At 42.7% G+C, this 1,425-nt stretch carries 3 protein-coding genes; all 3 read right to left on the bottom strand.

The genetic code is table 11. The annotated features are described in order from the left end of the window. Positions 1-311: 311 nt before the first annotated feature. From F607_RS34495 to F607_RS0127105, 3 genes are read right to left on the bottom strand one after another with little or no spacing between them, the layout of a single operon-like run. Positions 312-464 carry a hypothetical protein gene (locus F607_RS34495; RefSeq protein WP_157365634.1) on the bottom strand — a complete coding sequence of 51 codons (153 nt, stop codon included), beginning with the start codon at positions 462-464 and terminating at the stop codon, positions 312-314. Between the two features lie 27 nt (positions 465-491). Further along, the gene (locus F607_RS0127100; protein WP_211233726.1) at positions 492-797 is read right to left on the bottom strand and encodes a helix-turn-helix domain-containing protein; all 306 of its coding nucleotides are present in this window, start codon (positions 795-797) and stop codon (positions 492-494) included. 1 nt (position 798) lies between these two features. After that, on the bottom strand, positions 799-1,140 hold the full coding sequence (locus F607_RS0127105; RefSeq protein WP_027710479.1) for a hypothetical protein: 342 nt from the start codon (positions 1,138-1,140) through the stop codon (positions 799-801). Positions 1,141-1,425 lie beyond the last annotated feature (285 nt).

Below are 1,425 nucleotides of genomic sequence, written 5' to 3' on the forward strand. Positions count from 1 at the left end.
GGTATGCATTTTAAAGCGATTAAGAAAAGGCTGATAAATAGGGTTCACAAATCTTAGTGTTGATCTGTTTGTGATTATGTTCCGCGTGGAACATTATGTGGAACATACCGTGCAGTAAATTTAGGCTGATAAGGATATTTAAGAATGGCAAAGCGGGTTGACGGCCACCCTTTGATGGTAAAGAGTAAAAGAATGGCTAGCCTTTTTGAAAAAATGACGGATGGGGAAAAAAGAAGTGACAGGTGACGGAAAGGCATGTTCATCTGATTGGCCAGGATGGCAAGCCATAGAGGATAGGCTTTCTCGATGATTTAATGTCGTGATGGGTTTTGTCGATCCTTTGCCGTGTTATTGGCTGGCGCTGGTTGATTGATTTCTTGCAAAAGTTGGTTTGTCTTAGCAGCTGCCCGCTGCCGTGAGGCTGCGGACAGTTTTGCTTTTAACTGTGAAAATTTTTTGGCCATAGCCTAGCACGCTGGTTAATGAGAAGGTCACAGGCTGCTAATCATTTCGACCGCTTCAGGGTGTTTATCGACAAGGCGGATAAGCACCGTTGCTTGCATGTTAGGTTTATGCTCACCTTGTTCCCAGCCTTGATAGGTTCTCACGGGTATATGCAGACATCGAGCAAAAACACTTTGAGATAAATTCAGCTTTGAGCGTATTGCTTTGAGTTCGTCGGCATTTAAGGGCTTCACCTCAGAGGCGCGCACCTGATGAGTTTTAAGGGTAATTTTACCTTCTCGCTCAGCTTTTAAGTCGTCAAAACCTTGCACTAAATCATCAAACAAAGCCATTTTAATTACCTCTCGCCTTAACCTCATGCTCAAGTAATGTTTTCAATACTGATCGCTGCTCAGCCGTCAAATCATCGTTTTCATCTTTGTCATATAAGGTAAAAAGCCAAAACTGTAATCCTTCATGATACCAGTAATAAATGACTCGAATACCGCCTCGCTTACCTTTACCACGTCGCTTGTCACCAAAACGGATTTTCCTTAACCCACCGGTTCCTTTGATTACCGCACCAGCATGAGGGTTATCCATTAATAGCGCTTGGAATTCTCTAAACTCATCATCACTTAAGTACTTAGGTCTATTCTTCTCGAATATCGTTAGTTCCTTAAATACAGCCTTCAATCTGAGCCTCTATTTCCAGTAGCTTAACTATACGTGGTTCAAGTATATACGTAACTCACGTATATATCAATAAGGTTGCTTCTTACTGCGTCTAGCCTCGATTAGGGCTGGAGTGATCTAGTCGAACCCCCTTTTCCTTCCGTTGAGCTTCAAACCCCACCTATTGGTACTTTATGGGGGCGTTTCACACAAAACCCCTTTATGTTCTGCGCAGAACATTTTGTGGAACAAGTACTTTCTACATTAATCAGGTTCAGGCAACTGACGTGAGCATTACCAATGGCT

The organism is Zooshikella ganghwensis DSM 15267, from assembly GCF_000428585.1.
Taxonomy (GTDB): Bacteria; Pseudomonadota; Gammaproteobacteria; order Pseudomonadales; family Zooshikellaceae; genus Zooshikella; species Zooshikella ganghwensis.

Excerpts from the sequence above, each read along its gene's own strand:
- F607_RS34495 (WP_157365634.1), bottom strand. The coding sequence starts at position 464 with ATGGCCAAAAAATTTTCACAGTTAAAAGCAAAACTGTCCGCAGCCTCA.
- F607_RS0127100 (WP_211233726.1), bottom strand. The coding sequence starts at position 797 with ATGGCTTTGTTTGATGATTTAGTGCAAGGTTTTGACGACTTAAAAGCT.